The sequence below is a fragment of the Pseudoteredinibacter isoporae genome (genome assembly GCF_011602085.1).
Classification (GTDB): Bacteria; Pseudomonadota; Gammaproteobacteria; order Pseudomonadales; family Cellvibrionaceae; genus Pseudoteredinibacter; species Pseudoteredinibacter isoporae.
On the sequence record NZ_JAAONY010000001.1, the window covers coordinates 1,889,288 to 1,905,041 of the forward strand.

The 15,754-nt window shown below is 50.4% G+C and carries 13 protein-coding genes; 5 read left to right on the top strand and 8 right to left on the bottom strand.

Going from position 1 to position 15,754, the window contains the following annotated elements; all coding sequences use genetic code 11:
* Window positions 1–18 precede the first annotated feature (18 nt).
* Both G8768_RS08145 and G8768_RS08150 read right to left on the bottom strand, forming a co-directional pair.
* Window positions 19–894, bottom strand: coding sequence for an SDR family oxidoreductase (locus tag G8768_RS08145; protein WP_166848701.1), 876 nt, complete (start codon window positions 892–894; stop codon window positions 19–21).
* 42 nt (window positions 895–936) lie between these two features.
* Window positions 937–1,791, bottom strand: coding sequence for a beta-keto acid cleavage family enzyme (locus tag G8768_RS08150; RefSeq protein WP_166848698.1), 855 nt, complete (start codon window positions 1,789–1,791; stop codon window positions 937–939).
* A gap of 443 nt (window positions 1,792–2,234) precedes the next feature.
* Between G8768_RS08150 and G8768_RS08155 the strand changes: the two genes are divergently transcribed.
* Window positions 2,235–2,861 (top strand): TetR family transcriptional regulator, encoded by a 627-nt coding sequence (locus G8768_RS08155; protein WP_208020093.1) that lies wholly within the window; start codon window positions 2,235–2,237, stop codon window positions 2,859–2,861.
* 54 nt (window positions 2,862–2,915) lie between these two features.
* On the opposite strand, the gene G8768_RS08160 is transcribed toward G8768_RS08155, so the two are convergent.
* The 3 genes from G8768_RS08160 to G8768_RS08170 are packed head-to-tail and all read right to left on the bottom strand — an operon-like array spanning window position 2,916 to window position 8,264.
* On the bottom strand, window positions 2,916–5,996 hold the full coding sequence (locus G8768_RS08160) for an error-prone DNA polymerase (protein WP_166848692.1): 3,081 nt from the start codon (window positions 5,994–5,996) through the stop codon (window positions 2,916–2,918).
* Between the two features lie 10 nt (window positions 5,997–6,006).
* A complete protein-coding gene (locus tag G8768_RS08165; RefSeq protein ID WP_166848688.1) occupies window positions 6,007–7,440 on the bottom strand; it encodes a Y-family DNA polymerase in 1,434 nt (477 codons plus the stop codon).
* On the bottom strand, window positions 7,440–8,264 hold the full coding sequence (locus G8768_RS08170; protein WP_166848685.1) for a hypothetical protein: 825 nt from the start codon (window positions 8,262–8,264) through the stop codon (window positions 7,440–7,442). Before G8768_RS08170 ends, G8768_RS08165 begins: the two co-directional genes overlap by 1 nt.
* A 241-nt stretch (window positions 8,265–8,505) precedes the next feature.
* Here G8768_RS08170 and G8768_RS08175 point away from each other — a divergent pair, with 241 nt between their 5' ends.
* Entirely contained in the window at window positions 8,506–8,961 is a 456-nt protein-coding gene (locus G8768_RS08175) for a helix-turn-helix domain-containing protein (protein WP_166848682.1), read from the top strand.
* 21 nt (window positions 8,962–8,982) lie between these two features.
* Window positions 8,983–9,426, top strand: a complete 444-nt coding sequence (locus tag G8768_RS08180) for a hypothetical protein (protein WP_166848679.1) — start codon at window positions 8,983–8,985, stop codon at window positions 9,424–9,426.
* 74 nt (window positions 9,427–9,500) lie between these two features.
* On the opposite strand, the gene G8768_RS08185 is transcribed toward G8768_RS08180, so the two are convergent.
* A complete protein-coding gene (locus G8768_RS08185; protein ID WP_166848676.1) occupies window positions 9,501–11,783 on the bottom strand; it encodes a TonB-dependent receptor in 2,283 nt (760 codons plus the stop codon).
* Window positions 11,784–11,958: 175 nt separating this feature from the next.
* Between G8768_RS08185 and G8768_RS08190 the strand changes: the two genes are divergently transcribed.
* Both G8768_RS08190 and G8768_RS08195 read left to right on the top strand, forming a co-directional pair.
* Window positions 11,959–12,600: a TetR/AcrR family transcriptional regulator gene (locus G8768_RS08190; protein ID WP_166848673.1), complete on the top strand. Its 642-nt coding sequence runs from the start codon at window positions 11,959–11,961 to the stop codon at window positions 12,598–12,600.
* A 247-nt stretch (window positions 12,601–12,847) separates the two neighbouring features.
* Window positions 12,848–14,593: an amidohydrolase gene (locus tag G8768_RS08195; protein WP_166848670.1), complete on the top strand. Its 1,746-nt coding sequence runs from the start codon at window positions 12,848–12,850 to the stop codon at window positions 14,591–14,593.
* A gap of 53 nt (window positions 14,594–14,646) precedes the next feature.
* Here the strand turns inward: G8768_RS08195 and G8768_RS08200 are convergent, their stop codons facing one another.
* Both G8768_RS08200 and G8768_RS08205 read right to left on the bottom strand, forming a co-directional pair.
* Window positions 14,647–15,333, bottom strand: coding sequence for a helix-turn-helix transcriptional regulator (locus G8768_RS08200; protein ID WP_166848667.1), 687 nt, complete (start codon window positions 15,331–15,333; stop codon window positions 14,647–14,649).
* 64 nt (window positions 15,334–15,397) lie between these two features.
* On the bottom strand, window positions 15,398–15,715 hold the full coding sequence (locus G8768_RS08205; RefSeq protein ID WP_166848664.1) for a hypothetical protein: 318 nt from the start codon (window positions 15,713–15,715) through the stop codon (window positions 15,398–15,400).
* Window positions 15,716–15,754 lie beyond the last annotated feature (39 nt).

Here is a 15,754-nt window from a genome sequence, read left to right on the forward strand (position 1 = left end):
CCGGGTCCGTATGCTGGCCTAGTTTTTCAGTACGTCTGGCAATTCAGCACGGTGAAAACCGTTATAGGTATCGGTGTTTTCCACTTTGCCGGGTGGCAGTGGAAATAGGGCGGGTGCAGAACCCATGCTGGCAGCACCGTCAACACGAAGAATTTGCCCTGAAATAAAGTTCGCGCCTTCGCTGAGCAGGAAACACAGCACGGAAGCAATTTCCGCCTCGCTGGCAATGCGGCCTAAAGGTACGTGATTTTTCAGATTGCGAATGCTTTCTTTCATCCAGTCCGGGTAGGTATCGAAACCGGAAGAGGCCACCCAGCCAGGTGCCACCGCATTGACACGTACACCATAACGCCCCCATTCCCAGGCAGCGGTCTTGGTGAAATTCTCCATGCCGGCGCGAGCCGCCCCGGAGTGCCCCATACCGGGCATACCATTGAGGTTGTCCGCGGTGATGTTGACGATGTTGCCGCCGTGTTCCTGGAAGTGCTGCTTGTAAAGCTCACGGGCCATCAGAAATCCACCCACGAGGTTGGAGCGAACCACGGTTTCAAAGCCTTTTTGGCTGATCGCTTCCAATGGTGAAGGAAATTGACCGCCGGCATTGTTGACCAAGCCATGAATGCGCTCATTGTTTTTGAGAATGTCGGCAATGACTTCGGTGACTTTCTCTTCGTCGCGAATATCAATGCTGTGACATTCGACTTGTCCACCATCGGCTTTGATTTCAGCGGCGGTATTTTCCAGCTTGTCTATTGAACGCCCCAGCAGCACAACTTTGGCGCCCAAACTGGAAAGCTCATGGGCTGTGCAGCGGCCAATGCCACTGCCACCGCCGGTGACAACAATGGTTTTGCCGGCAAAACTGCCGGCCGCTAATGTGGATTGATAGCTCATATTCAGTTCCTACTCCGGAATATCGATGCTGACTGGCAATGCTTAGAGGAATAGCTCGCGAGCTTCTTGCGGGCTGGCAACTTCACGGCCGGCTTCGCGGGCGATATTGGCCAGGGCTTCAATCAATTGCCCGTTGCCAGTGGTCTTGCTGCCATCGGGAAGGTAGAAAGTATCTTCAACACCGGTACGCAGGTTGCCACCCAGTTCGGCGGTTTTGCGATGGGTATCCCAGATTTCCTGGCGACCAATCAACGTGGTTTGCCACTGGGAGCCCGGCTTCATGTATTTCACCAGCAGTTCCAGCAGATCCGGATCACAAGGCATACCTGAGGCGACACCCATGACGAAGTTATAGTGGGCTTTCTCCACCATGCCCACGTCCTGGAACATATTGACCGAACGGACGATACCTACGTCAAAGCACTCAAATTCAGGGCGGGTACCGCTCTCGGCCATACAGTCCAGCATTTCCTGGATTTTCTCTACCGGGTTATCAAACAACATCGGTGGCCATGCCCAGGTGCCGTTGGAGCGGGTTTTCAGGTAGTTCAAGCTGCCGGAGTTCATGGCAGCAATTTCGGGTTTGCCTGCACGCAGACAGGCCATTGGGCCTTCCTGTTTACGGCCTGGTACACCCGTGGAGAAGTTCAGAATGACATCGGGACAGGCTTCGCGGATAGCGTCGGAGATCGCACAGGCCACCTCGGGCTCCCAGCTGGGCATATGACCCTGGCCTTCTTCCTGCTTGCGGAAGTGGACATGCATACAGCTGGCGCCGGCGTTGTATGCGTCGCGGGCTGAGTCGGCCATCTCTTTGATGGTCACTGGCACTGGATGCTGTTTGGGGTCGGTTAATACACCGGTGAGAGAACAGGTAATTACGGCCTTATTAGACATGGTTGGCTCCCGCTATTGTCTTTGTTTGGAAGTGGTCACTTACTTAAGTTTTTGCTTGCCAAGCAAGCGCTTGGTGTTGATAATGGCAACATTAACCAAGCAGGCGCTTGGTTGTCAATAAGATGGCTTGAAATTTTAATGACAAAAGTGATGAATCCGGGGCTTTTGTCGCTCTGGGCAGCTGGTGCGGGTTAATTGGCCAATCCATCGACTGCCAGGGCTTTGGCTCTTTCCGGCGACTGGCTTGCCTTTATAATGTGCTGCTTTCGCATTTCGGGTCACCATTCCCGATTTGAGTCGTTACAAAGAAAAATTGAAGTGAGCAGGAGCAAGCCGGGAAAGCACACCAGATAGCATTGCCCCGGCGCTGGACTGCTAACCAGAGGTCTTAAAGAGATCTTATAAATAAACTGTAATACCTAGCAAAGGTGGGGCTTATTATTGTGCACGGTGCCTTGAATCAATTGCCTGAAGTTCCTGTTCTCGTAGCCGACGGGGTGATTACTGACCCGGAGTCCGCGAAAGGGCGTTTACTGGCGGCCTCAGCCAGCCTGTTTAAACAAAAAGGATTTGCTCGTACCACTGTACGTGATATCGCAGCTGAGGTTGGTATCCTTTCTGGCAGTATCTTCCATCACTTTCCTAATAAAGAGAGTATTTTACTGGCGGTGATGAGCGAAGCCATTTCTCTGGCGTTGGCACGTATGCATAAAGCCGTCGAAGGTGAGCAGGATGTGGTGAAAAAGTTTCGGGCTCTGGTGCGTTGTGAGTTAGAGGCGATTCACGGCTTTACCGGCGTTGGTTTTACCTTGTTGTCATCCGAGTGGCGTTATCTTTCTGAGACCAGCCAAAAAGAAGTACTGAAGCTGCGTGATGAATACGAAAGTTTTCATCGCAATGTCTATGCCGAGGCGAAAGCCCAGGGCTTGATTAAAGTGGAGCCTTTTTTCCTGCGTCATTTCCTTCGTGGTGCGCTTGCCGAAACCGGTCATTGGTTTCATTTGGATGGTAACTATTCTTTGGACGAGTTGGTCGAACAGGTTTGTTTAACAGCGGCTTTGCCAAAATAAGTTGCATGTCTGTGCTGGCACTGGAACGTCGGTTTTGTACGGACTACTAATTCTTTAATGAAAATCCCGGGATTTGCTGCGGAGCCGACCGAGTAGATCGGTATGGTCAAGCAGTTTGCCGGCAACAATATGAGTAACCCCGGCCGCCTGTTCTACAATTCCTTTTACTTCAAGAATTTTCGCCTGTAGAAACGGTTTCTTTTGTGCGCGGGCAGTGGCAGCCCAAACAATAATATTCATTTGCCCGAACTCATCTTCCAATGTGACAAAGGTTACTCCTGAAGCGGTTCCTGGGCTTTGTCGGCTGGTCACCAGACCAATGGTTTGTACAATTTGTCCATTGCGGCAATTGCTCAGGCTTTGTGCATTGGGGTAATTCTGAAAAAAGCCACGTTGGCGTAACAGAGTAATTGGGTGTTGCTCCAGGCTTAGCCCCATGCTGCGATAATCTTCCAGAAGATTTTCCTCGGCACTGGGTTGGAAGTTTAGCTGATGATGCTCGTTAACTTCGGCCACCAGACTGTCTTCAGTATGACCAATAGCATTATCCCAGCGCGCCTGAAAACGATGCTTGCTGAAGTTGCGCAGGGCATTGGCACTGGCGAGGGCTTCTATGGCATGTCGGTTCAAAGAAAGTTTCTGCAAGTCCTGCATGCAGTTGGGCCTGTACTGTTCAATGCGCGCGGCCGCTTCCTGATTTAATCCTTTCACCTGCTTTAAGCCCAAGCGCAATGCATCACCTTCCATGCTGTGCTCCCAATGAGAAACTTGTACACACACGGGCAACACTTTAACGCCATGACGGCGAGCATCCTGAATTAATTGAGCTGGGCTGTAAAACCCCATAGGTTGGCTATTCAGCAGGGCGCAGCAGAATTCAGCGGGAAAGTAATATTTCAACCAGGCCGAGGTGTAGGCCAGAATGGCAAAACTGGCAGAGTGTGACTCCGGAAAACCGTATTCACCAAACCCCAGAATTTGTTGAAAAATACGTTCGGCGTATTCGCTGTCGTAACCTCGTTCGTTCATACCGTCGATCAACTTTTGCCGAAAACCGTGGAGCTGCCCGGTTTTTTTCCAGCTGGCCATGGCTCGCCGCAATTGATCGGCTTCGCCACCACTAAAACCGGCCGCAACCATGGCAACCTGAATCACTTGCTCCTGAAAAATGGGTACGCCGTAGGTGCGTTCCAGAACCGAGCGCAGGGCTTCAGAAGGATAGTCGGCTTCTTCTTCACCGTTTCGGCGTTTCAGATAGGGGTGCACCATGTCTCCCTGAATCGGCCCCGGGCGAACAATGGCAATTTGCACCACCAGATCATAATAGCAACGGGGTTTTAAACGCGGCAGCATGCTCATTTGTGCGCGGGATTCAATCTGAAAAACCCCGACGGTATCGGCCCGTTGAATCAGCTCATAAACCTGGGGGTCTTCCTGCATCTGCCCAATTTCTGCAATGCTGTAACGATGTTGATAGCGCTGTTCAATAAGATCAAAGCTGCGCCGGATAGCACTCAGCATGCCCAAAGACAGAACATCCACTTTCAGTAAGCCCAGCGATTCCAGATCGTCTTTATCCCACTGAATCACTGTGCGCTCATCCATGGCGGCGTTTTCCACTGGAACCAGGTGATGCAGTGGGCCGGCGGCAATGACAAATCCGCCTACATGCTGGGACAAATGGCGGGGAAAGCCGCGTAATTCCTCGACGTACTTCATCAGTTGCTGGCTGCGTTTACTGTGCAGATCCAGACCCAGATCCTGAAGCTGTTCCGGCCAGGGCGTACCGTCACGACGATTGATGTTTTTAATAAAATAATCCATACGACTTTCGGCAAAGCCCAAAGCTTTACCCACTTCTCGCAAGGCACTTTTTAAACGATAGGTGATCACTGTGGCCGCAAGGGCTGCCCGCTCACGGCCGTACTTGCTGTAGATATATTGAATGACTTCTTCACGACGCTGGCTTTCAAAGTCAACATCGATATCCGGTGGTTCATCGCGTTCTTTGGATATAAAGCGTTCGAACAGTACCGAAATTTTGGCCGGATTAACGGCGGTGATCTCCAGGCAATAACAGACAATCGAGTTGGCCGCCGAGCCGCGACCTTGATAGAGAATTTTCTGCTTTTGGGCGAACTGAACAATATCGTAAATGGTCAGAAAAAAATATTCATAAGCTTGTTCTTCGATCAGACACAGTTCTTTTTCAATAATGCTTTGAATATCTTTTGGGGTGCCTTCGGGAAAGCGTTTCTCGCAGCCTGCCTGCACCAACTGACGCAGATAAGTAATCGCGCTCAACCCTTTTGGCACCAGTTCGCTGGGGTTCTGGTACTTCAGTTTGCGGAGTGAAAACTGGCAGCGCCTGGCAATGCTCAAGCTGTTCATCAGATCGCTTGCGGGAAATAATTGGTGCAGTTTGTCGACGGAACGCAGACAGGCTTCCCGGTTGCTGCTCAAACGACGACCCAGGTCGGCAACGGGTTCGCCCACTTTGATAGCACTCACAATATGTTGCAGGGCTTGCCGTTCCGGGCTGTGCATCAATGCCCCGCCACAGGCACAACGATGAATACCCAGTTCCTCTGAAAGATCATTCCAATAAGTCAGAATATGATGCTCGCCGCCCAGTAAGCGACGACGATAGGCCAGCCACAAGCGTTCCCCCTGGGTTTGTTTCAGCCACTTGCCCCAATGTTGATTGTATTTTTCGTGTTGACGATCGAGCGTGTTATGGCGTTTGTGATTGACCGGTAGAGGCAGCCATAGCACAAAGCAATGTTGCAGGCTGCGCAAATCCCAGGGGTCCAATTGGTATTCGCCTTTACCGGCGCGTCGGCGGGCATGGGTGATCAAGCGACACAGTTCACTGTATGCCGCTTGATTGGGACACAGCAGCACGAACTCCAGTTCTTCCTGATAACGAAAAAAACTGCCAATGATCAAATTCAGTTTGAGTTTTTCCTGTTGAATACAATGGTGAGCACGCACAACACCAGCCAGTGAGCATTCATCCGTAATGGCAATCGCTTCGTAATTTAAAAAGGCGGCACGGCGTACCAGCTCCTCCGGGTGGGAGGCGCCTTCCAGAAAACTGAAATTGGATTGGCACATCAATTCGGCATACGTCATGGCTTAATCCTCAGGCGAAATATCCGTGTACAAACCAGTGTTTCGCCGGGGTTTTAAACAACCATAACCAACGCCCTTGTTGGTCTCGGGCAATAAAGTAGTCCCGTTCGACAGCCTTGTCATCTTCCCAGCCCGGGTTTTGAATGCGTTCCGGGCCATAAAATAACAGAACTTCGTCTTTGAGCTGTTGTGGGACAGGCAGTAAAAAGCTGGGTCTTAAACCGTCGGGTGGGGGAAGCGTTAGTTGGTCCTTGTCCTCTTGGGAAGAAAGATGATTACTGTGTTCGGGGATGTGGCTGTTCGCTGTTTGCAAAAACTGAATGCGTTGTTTGCCCAGACGAGCCTGCAAACTATCGAGCAGTTGTTCCCGAGATAATTGCCCTTGATGCGGGCTAAACAATTCGGCGTGCTCCTGACCTCGACGTTGATGCTGCTCGCAGAAAATGCGAATGGCTTCGACCGGTGCGGGTAATTGCAAGCGTTCCAGGCGAAGCTGCAATAAGGCCTGCCAGCGTTTGGCTTTTTCTTCTCCGCGACTTGCCCGTAGTGTCAGGGTGATATTCTCGGAGTCACGCAATTGCAAATGAATATCCACCTGGCGGGCCTGCAAGTCCCGTTGTTGTAAAAACTGTTGCAGCTGCTCTAACAAAGGGCTGATCGGTTTGATCAATGTGTCGCTGTCATAAATTTCATAGAACAACTGCAATTGCCGCTCAAATATTTCACGAGGTTGGTAATAAGCTAAGGGCGTACTCAGCTCATTATTCAAGCGCCCGAGGTAGAGCAGCAGTTCCTCGTCAAAGCGCCGGCTGATTTCCTGCAGGGGCAGTTTCAGCAAACGGTCGACGTGGTGTATGCCCAAGCTTTCCAGGCGATCGAGATTGCTCTTTTTCAGAGGCAAGCGGCTGCAGGGAATCTGTGCGAGGCTTTGCTTCAGTTTTTGTTGCCCCTCGGGAGTGTCTTGAAACAGCTGCTGGTAGCCGTTACAAGCCAGGAGTTGAGCGGCCCAGGGAGAATGAGCGTTGGCATAAAAATAGTTCAGGGGTTTCAGCTGTTGTTGAATTTGTTGCCAATAATTGTCCAGCCCCCGGTGATAACGCAACATACTTTGAATTTCCAGCAGCAGCCCCTGAGGCGTTTGCAACACCAGGCTGGCACTTACCGGGTAGAGCAATTCCGCCACATGTTGCAGCAATTCCTGCTCCAGCAATGGACGGTAATCCAGCACCTGCAATTTGGACTGCATGGCAATCGCTGCGGCCAAACCCATGCCCAGACGTATACCCTGTTGCCGTGCTGAAGGGCAGGCCTGGCACACTTCATTACCCTGGCCATCGACAATAATGGTGGCGCGTCTTTGATGATCGACTGACGTGTCGGAGGCTTCTTCCTGGTAAAGATGGTCGAGTTGCAGTTGATAAAAATGCAGGTAAAGCCAACGCATTATCGAGCCTGCTTTTGGTAAGCCTGTAGCGGGATAACATTTTGCGGGCGTTTAGGCACACAGAGTTCAGGCCAGTCCCGGCTGAAATCCACAGAAATATCACGCAATGGCCAGCCACGCTGACGTTTGGGGATATGAATGCACAAACCTCGCGGCTTGGCTTCCAGCTCCATATTAATGTCGGCGGCCAGATTCGGGCTGGCAGGTTTGCGAAACACGATCATGGTGCTGGAGCCTGCTTCAGCGGCTAACTTAAGGCGTTTGGATTCGGCCATGGTTAAGGCCCGCGAGGCTCGCGCTTGCCCTTTGCGATCGTTAGTGAGCGCTTCTTCCCATAGCAAGACCAGCGCACAGCGGCCGCTTTGCAGGCATTGCTCGGCGCTCCACAGGCTTTCATCCCGTTGGGTCTGGGTGATCAACAGCAATTGTTCTACATTCAGGCCCATGGCGATCAGGGCATCGCTGCTGAGATCATGGGGAGGCGCGATCATCGCCAGTAGGCGATCCTGCAAACGCTTGCGCAAATAATGTTGCAGCAGGCGCAGCTCGCCCAGGGCAAAATTGCTGTTGATCAACAACAGGCCCTGTTTGGGCAAGCCCCCGCCCAGGGCATGATCCAGCTCGGCGTATTGGCAGGGTTCCAGCTCCTGGGCGCTGCTTGATGGATCTGGCACCTGCTCGCTGGCTCGCCAGATTTGCCGCTGGCGCCGCAGCTCCTGGAGCAGGGGGGACTGTAATTGTGGTGATGAATGTTTGCTGTTCACTGTACTGCTTACCGTGGTGTTTTCGATGAAACTCCATACGAACTTCTTATATGACGGCATTCCGTGAAGCCATAAGACTGTGAAATCCCATAGCTTCCCATGCATGAAGCTATGTGGTGTCACGAGTCAATCAGTCAAAATACTGTATTTATATACAGTATTTCAGCTTGTGAAAAATGGCAAGTGAGCTGGCACCATAGGGTAAATTGCCTTGTCAGGGGCTTGGCGGCTGTTTGTCGTGTCCGAAAAACGGGCTGGCCGGGCATAATCGGGCTTCATCCATGCAGTAAGGACTCAACACATGATTCTTAAAGAAATACGCCTCAGTCGGCATCTCACCCAGGAACAGCTGGCGGAGATATCCGGTTTGAGTGTACGAACCATCCAGCGTATCGAAAGTGGCCAGCAGGCCAGCTTGGAATCCCGAAAGTGTTTGGCGGCTGCATTGGAATTGAGCATCGATGATTTGCAACAGGAGACTTTTCATATGAATCGACAATCTGAACAATGGCAGCAACTCCCTCTGTTTTTAAAAATATGGTTTGTGTTTAACTTTCTGCAGGCTCGCCCACGGCGGGATACCGCCTTGCGAATACAGTGGTTGGCACATATCACAGGCTTTGTGTTTTGCTTGCTCGGCCTTTGGAGTGAAGCAGCCCTGGTGGGTGGCTTAATCATGCTGACAACGGCCTACCTGTTCCAGCTGTTGAGTTGGCAAGGGGATCGCTACGGTATATGGTATGAAGGACCGGAATAGGAAGAGGTGCTATAGGGAATTATGGCTTGGCAAATTAAACGCTACGGCGGACACATACAGCCGGGTGGTCCCGGCTATAGTGATTTTGTGGAATCCCGTTTTCTAACGGTGGTATTACTGTTTCTTGCGACGGTAGCCAGTTATGTTTTCTCCGGCCGCTGGTATGCTCAGTTGTATATTCCCCTGTGGTTCCTCTATACCGTGATTGGTTTTTTGCCGGAGTTTTTCAAACGCCTGCAGGAAATCCCTTTAATGATTTTCAGTGCCATTACTTTGATTACTGCCCATGGTTTTTCTCTGCATCCATTCTGGCGCCGTGTTTCCTGGCAAAGCGAACGAACCGTCGACCAGCCTGCAATGCTGGTGTTTACCGTATTTTGCATTGCGGTATTGGTGATGTGTATAACGTTGATGTATATCCGTTATCGACAAGATTCAATAGAGCACGATCAATCGGGAGAGTGAGCTAAGGTATATCCATCTCTTGTAAAAAAGCGCCCGAAGGCGCGAAGACAACAGGAGATGAATAATAAACGGTTTTAGTGGTAGTAATTCACTTCCAGACCATAGCTGCGGGGTTCGCCCCGGCGAGCGGGTATAAAACCAAACTCATCGGATAAACCACAGAAGCATTCAATAAAGGTTTTATCGTTTAAGTTCTTGCCCCAGGCGGCTACTTCCCATTTCTGGTTGGACGACGTAAAGGACAGGCGTGCGCTCAGCAAACCATACGCTTTTTCTCGATAGATGTCGGATAGGCTCTCGCTGCTGTGGGTACGTTCGCCAATATAGCTGTAGTTCAGATGGGCGCGAAGATCACCGGCAGAGGCCAGAGCCAAACGGTAATCCAGACTGATAGTGCCCGAGAAGCCTGGACTTTCAGCCAACTCCTGACCTTTACGCACGATTAAAGAGCCATCGGTGTTACGTACATCTTCGCCATACTCTGCATCCAGCCAGCTCAGATTGGCGCTGATTGTAAGCGCGTCGTTCAACAGGTAGCTGGATTCCAAATCAATACCCTTACCATTGGCTTTACCAGCATTACGAGCAATAACGCTAACGGCATCGTTGATTAAAAACTGCAAATCGGTGAAGTCGTAATAAAATACCGAAGCGTTCAGGCGCAGACGTTGATCCAGTAAGGTGGACTTAATCCCGGCTTCATAGTTAATGATTTTTTCTTCATCAAAGGGCGCTGTTGAACCAAAGGGAACGGCGGGAATGGCGGTCCCTGGAATCAAAGTGGAACCGCTTAAATCCACGGTGGGGAAACTGTTAAAACCTCCAGATTTATAGCCTTGGCTGATACCTGCGAATACCATAGTGTTTTCGTCCAGGCGATGATCGGCAACCAGGCGAAGGGAAAGATCGTTCCAGCTTTGATGCGAACTTGCCAGCGCAGTATTAACCTGTCCATTTGCTCCAATAAATTGTTCGGGGCTTGGGAAAATAAAACCGATATCTGTATTTTTTATATCCTGGCTTTTGGCATCATAGGAATAACGTGCTCCGAAGGTAATGTTGCTGCTGTCATTAAGCCTCCAAATTGCATCACCGAATAAGGCATAGCTTTCGGTTTTTGCGGTAACCCGGCTGTGTTCTGTAAACGGGCCGCCGACAATGGCGCCAAAGGAATCGATTACGGAGCCATCGACATCCTCACGATAAGCACTCAGTCCAACAAACCAATCAAGCTTTTCACTTGAGCCGTTAAGGCGAAGTTCCTGGCTGTATTCTTCATTGTCTAAAAAGCTTCGTACATTAAAAACCTGATATTCGCTGCCATCGGAATCTTCTGCAATTCGGGATTTGATTTCGCGATAGGAACTGATTGAAGTGAGAGTCAGTTCATCAGAGAGGTCCCACACCACTTTGAGTGCATTACCACGAATTTTTCGATGTAAACGGTGATCTACGGGCTCCCCTTCGGGGCCATCGAGATTGCCTTCAAGGTCAAAATAGGCATCGCCCGCAGCGGCCGCTTTGCTGGTGATATCAAGAGACTCGGGCGCGAACAGGGCACTTGGGAACAGAGTAAATATCAAATTACTGTAACCGCTGTGATCTTGTTGTCGTTGCCAATCGCTGCTCAGTTCGACTTCCAGATTATCCGAAGGTGTCCATAACAGTTTTGCTCGACTGTTCCAGCGATCCTGTTCAAAGCCATCGCGTTTTCCAGTGGTAACATTCCTTTGCCAACCATCGCGGTCGCGCTTGCTGGCATTGATGCGTAGCACCAGAGTATCTTCCAGCAAGGGAAGATTGAGCATTCCCTTTACGGTTCGCAAATCATAATTGCCAAAGCCGCTGTGCAAGGCGGCTTCCGGTTCATCAGTGGGGCGGCTGCTGGTCACGTTTACCGCACCACCGACAGCGTTCCGACCAAACAGGGTTCCCTGGGGGCCTTTCAGAATTTCTATTTGGGCAATATCCATCAGATCCCCAATAATCGCAGCACCTTCTCCCATGTAAACACCGTCCAGATAAACCGGAATACTCTCATCACTGCTGTAGCCAAAATCATTCGAACCAATGCCTCGCAGGCTGATCGATATGGATTCTGATTGTGTATCACTAATGCGCAGACCAGGACTGTTCTTGCTGATGTCGGACAGGGATACCGCTCCGGTTTGCTGGATGTAATCTGAGCTGAGGGCGCTGACAGCAATGGGGACATCCTGCAAGCTTTGATCGCGTTTTTGAGCGGTAACAATCACTTCTTCGAGTGCGGCGGTTTGCGCGTTGGCGGAATTTGGATGGATAGCCAGTTGGCCGGTAAGGCCAATGGCCAATGCTATGGCTGTGTGTTTTAAGGTCATGGTGTCTCCACGAGGGCGGTAATCATCGTTATTGTTAAATGTTGAGCTAAAGCTCGGTTTTTGATATTGCCGCCAAGGTTTCCAAAAAGCAAGCTTTTGCTCATCTTTCGGGGGTTTATATATGGCCTCTGGCTCGTGGTAGACTGTGCTGCTGTTATGGAAAGGAAGGCTATTTTTGAAAAATAAAGACAACAATCGGACCTTGAACCCACGCCGGGAGCCCAGTCAGGAACGAGCCCGAGCCAAGGTTGAGCATATTCTGGCGGTGGTTCGCCGAATACTGGTAGAGGATGGCCTGGAAAAACTGACCACCAATTATGTGGCCAAACAGGCCGAGATGTCGGTGGGTTCCCTGTATCGTTACTTTCCTAACAAGCAAGCGATTATCTATGAGCTCTATAGCCGCTGGCTGACTGAGACAAGGCAGGAGCTTAGCCGTTATGACAGCGATGAAAGTAATGGTAAAAGCCCAGTCGAAGTCTTGAGCAGTATTGCCAGGGAGATGACCGATCTCTGGAATAACGATGACCGTCCGGCTTATGAGCTTGAGCTGGATAAGGCCATGAAGCTTTACCCCGAGCTACAGGAGATGGATCGTCAGCACGCCCGTAAGCTGGCAACCATTATGGCCAATATTTATCGTCGCCTGGGGGTTAATCTGGGTATCGAAGAACTCCTGCAGCTGGGCTATTTCAGCTATGAGCTATACGGCGTTTACTGGAACCTGATGTCAGAAGGCAATTGCAAACCCGAGCTGATTTATCAATGGTTGGAACGCGCCCTCTTGGCGGTTATAGAGCCCCACCTCGAATGCTGACTTTCCCATTTTTATGCAATAGGTGAGTTCTAACTCACCTATTGACATTGTCATTCATGTTGCCTATCGTTCCTGAAAAGATGAGCCAAAGCTCACCTTTTGGGGTTAAAATAACACCAATAAAACTCCGAAAGGTCATAGCGTAGCTCTTCTGCCTCCTTTTCAAGATTTTAATAACGATGATTTAGTCAGCGTTCTGCCGTGGTTGGGGTTGCGCTCGCTGGGTCGAATTTAATAAAGGTTTTCTATGAAGCGTTATGTTTATCTTTTGTGGTTGTCTTTTACGGGCCTTTTGTTTTCATGCAGTGAGGCTGAGCATCCCTCAACAAACAACGGTCCCGGTTTAGCGATTTACAGCAATGCCAAAATCTATACCGCCAATCCAGAGCAACCCTGGGCTGAGGCTATGGTGACGAAAGGAGAGCAGATAATTTTTGTGGGCAGTAATGAGCAAGCCCAAGGCAAGTTTTCCGATCAAGAAAGTCTCAAGTTTGATTTGCAAGGGCGTTTATTGATGCCTGGTATTATTGATTCCCATACCCATCCGGGTTTGGTGTCAATATTGTCTTATGACGATACAGATGGGGAGCCCATGCCGGCTGGAGGCAAGCACGATATCGTGGCTTGGCTGAACAATTACATCCGTAACAACTGGTGGCAGTATGTGGTTGATTCGGGTGAGTGGGATGTAAAACCATTTCTCCCGGATGGACCCCACAAAGCGGATCTGGACGCGGTATCCAGTTGGCGGCCGATTATATTATTCGACAGTTCAGGGCACAGTGTTTGGGTGAATTCAGCTTTCCTGGATTTGGTGGGGGTGGATAAACACACGGAAAATCTGAGCCCGGTTTCCTATTTTGTAAAAGATGAACATGGCGAGTTGACCGGTTGGGTGAAAGAGTTCGCATTGATTCCTTACATCGGCGACAGCATGCTGCCCAGTGAGGAGGAGCTGCGTGAGAAATTGCGGCAGTTTCTTAACTTCCTGGTCGAGCATGGTGTGACAACTCTATGGGATGCAGGCAATCTGTCCTTTCACAATGAAGTCTACTCGGTACTTGCCGATTTGGATAAAGAGGGATTGCTGCCGCTTCGCTATGAAGCGAGTTACCATATTTATTCCGAAGTTCAACTGGCCAATGCCGTGTCAGAACTGCTGGAGCTTCGCCGTAAGTACGGCAGTGATAAATTGCGCTTTAACAGTATCAAGATTCATTACGACGGTGTACTTGAAGTGAAGACTGCAGCATTGTCCAAGCCCTATGAAGATGGCTCGGGTGATCGCGGTGATGTTATTTTCGAGCGTGATCGTCTGGCTGATTTTATGGCGGAACTGGAGAAAGAAGGCATTGATCTTCACATCCACGCTGTGGGTGATCGAGCGGTGACGGTTGCTCTGGATGCAAAAGAAGCGATTGAGCAAAAGCTGGGTAAACCTCTTGATATTTCCGTAACCCTGGCACATTTGGAATACGTAAAACCGGAAGACATTCCCCGCTTTCAATCTCTTGAGGTTACCGCGAACTTCACCCCCCATTGGTTTTCTGCAGACGACCATGTTTCTGCGGCGGAACACAATGTGGGGCATGAGCGCTATCAGGAACATATGGCGACGGACTATTTTGTCAAAGCCGGTGCGAATGTCACTTTATCCAGCGATGTTATCTCTGGTGGTGAAGTGGAGCGGGCGAACCCCTTTATTGGCCTGGAGATGAGTATGACTCGAAAGGAATACTCAGACGGTCTTGGGTCTGTAAAAGCACCCGCTGACTCCGGCTTAAATCTGGCAAGCGCTGTTGACGCTTACACCATTAACGGTGCAAAACAATTGAATCGAGATCAGGAATTGGGCAGTCTGCGTCCCGGAAAACTTGCAGATTTTATTGTTCTGGGTGCTGATATTTTTACTATGAAGGCAAGCGATATTCATAAGGTGAAGCCGATCGCGACGGTGATTTCAGGTGAGCTTGTCTATGGTGCGCTCCAATAGATGGCTTATGGGGGCGACGTAGGATTGGGCAGCCAATGGGCTGCCCTTTTGGTTTATGAGCAGCGATAGGGCGCCAGATAATGTTTCAGGCTGATTTCATCGCTGGTCTCAAAGGTTTCACCGCTGTTCTCCAAACCTTGAATTCTATCGATGCGAAAGCTGCGGTAATCAGCGCGCAGTTCGCACCAGCTGACTAATGTCCACACCTTGCCCCAGTAAACCAGCCCCAGAGGCCAGATTGTGCGCTGGCTGCTTTGTTGTTTCTCGTCCTGGTAATCAATGGTGATTTTTTCCTGCTGTTTAATGGCCCGGCGAAGCTCCTGGCTGTGGCGAGTGCTTTGGTCTCTTTCCAGGTCGGGGACAATCAGGGTTTCCTCGGCAATGCTGTGCAGGTAGTGTTGACGGTCGGGCAGGATCGCACGAATTTTGTCCAGAGCCTGATCTGCTGAATCGGCCAGCCCCTGATCGCCCCAGGCTTGTACCATGCGTACGCCGAGGATCAATGCTTCCAGTTCCGATTCATTAAACATAAGCGGTGCCAGGGTACTGCCCGCCTGCAACATATAACCTACGCCGGCTTCACCACTGATGGGGACGCCGGAAAGCTCAAGTGCCTGTATGTCACGATAAATAGTGCGTTCGGAGACGTTCAGTTTATCGGCCATTTGGGCGGCGGTGATGGCGCGCCGCCGGCTTTGCAATAAGGTCAGAAGTTTTAAAAGGCGCTCGGCTTTATTCATAGATCGTGGCTTAAGGTTAAGGGCATGCTGCTTGGCAGGTCTTACTCAATGGGGCTGCGAATTTTCAGCTTTCGCAGGATATAATTTCACTGCATGCCTGCATATGCCTCATGCGCACGCTCTTGGGATCGATGTGGGCCATCATATCCTGACATTGCGCATCGCGCATAAAATTTTCACCGGCCTGTTTGGCGGCTTCCTGAGTTTGCCAATAGATAATATCATGCCAGACATCATCTTCGTCGCGACTTAACGAGCGATAGATAAAGCCGTTTTGGGAATGTAAAAACGCTTCCATTGCATTGGCTGTCTTGGTCATAGCGTCTTGACTGACGCCGTCTTTGCAACGAAATGTCACTAATTCGATCACAGAATTTTGCATGTTGCCTCCAGAGCTTTGAATCCATAAGGTGAATGAGGA

What these genes read in the sequence shown, in the direction of transcription:
- G8768_RS08175 (WP_166848682.1), top strand. Translation starts at nt 8,506, where the DNA reads ATGATTCTTAAAGAAATACGCCTCAGTCGGCATCTCACCCAGGAACAG.
- G8768_RS08145 (WP_166848701.1), bottom strand. Translation starts at nt 894, where the DNA reads ATGAGCTATCAATCCACATTAGCGGCCGGCAGTTTTGCCGGCAAAACC.
- G8768_RS08165 (WP_166848688.1), bottom strand. Translation starts at nt 7,440, where the DNA reads ATGCGTTGGCTTTACCTGCATTTTTATCAACTGCAACTCGACCATCTT.
- G8768_RS08205 (WP_166848664.1), bottom strand. Translation starts at nt 15,715, where the DNA reads ATGCAAAATTCTGTGATCGAATTAGTGACATTTCGTTGCAAAGACGGC.
- G8768_RS08180 (WP_166848679.1), top strand. Translation starts at nt 8,983, where the DNA reads ATGGCTTGGCAAATTAAACGCTACGGCGGACACATACAGCCGGGTGGT.
- G8768_RS08195 (WP_166848670.1), top strand. Translation starts at nt 12,848, where the DNA reads ATGAAGCGTTATGTTTATCTTTTGTGGTTGTCTTTTACGGGCCTTTTG.
- G8768_RS08150 (WP_166848698.1), bottom strand. Translation starts at nt 1,791, where the DNA reads ATGTCTAATAAGGCCGTAATTACCTGTTCTCTCACCGGTGTATTAACC.
- G8768_RS08200 (WP_166848667.1), bottom strand. Translation starts at nt 15,333, where the DNA reads ATGAATAAAGCCGAGCGCCTTTTAAAACTTCTGACCTTATTGCAAAGC.
- G8768_RS08170 (WP_166848685.1), bottom strand. Translation starts at nt 8,264, where the DNA reads ATGCCGTCATATAAGAAGTTCGTATGGAGTTTCATCGAAAACACCACG.
- G8768_RS08185 (WP_166848676.1), bottom strand. Translation starts at nt 11,783, where the DNA reads ATGACCTTAAAACACACAGCCATAGCATTGGCCATTGGCCTTACCGGC.
- G8768_RS08160 (WP_166848692.1), bottom strand. Translation starts at nt 5,996, where the DNA reads ATGACGTATGCCGAATTGATGTGCCAATCCAATTTCAGTTTTCTGGAA.